This is a genomic window from Clostridium pacaense (assembly GCF_020709765.2).
In the GTDB taxonomy this organism is placed as follows: domain Bacteria; phylum Bacillota; class Clostridia; order Lachnospirales; family Lachnospiraceae; genus Enterocloster; species Enterocloster hominis.
On record NZ_JAJFEB020000147.1, the window covers coordinates 1 to 256 of the forward strand.

1 protein-coding gene is annotated in these 256 nt (G+C 47.7%); it reads right to left on the reverse strand.

Features of this window, described 5'->3' with window-relative positions; translation table 11 throughout:
- Nucleotides 1-256: hypothetical protein (locus LK536_RS58860; protein WP_506092342.1), on the reverse strand; the 256-nt coding region annotated here is incomplete at both ends.

The window sequence follows — 256 nt, forward strand, 5'->3', positions numbered from 1 at the left end:
TTTTTCTTTCTCTTCCTTCCCTTTCCCTTTCCTTTTTTCCCCCCCCCTCCTTTTTCCTTCTTTCTTTCCTCTTCTCCTTTCCCCTCTTTTTTCTTTCCCTCTTCCTTTCTTCCCCTTTCTTTCTTCCCTTCCTTCTCTTCTTTCTCCTCCTTTTCTTTCTCCTTCTTTCCCTTCTCTCCTTTTCCTCCTTCTCCTCCCTTCCCCCTCTTCTCCTCCCTTCCCCCCCTTTTCCCTTTTTCCCCCCTCTCTTCCTCTC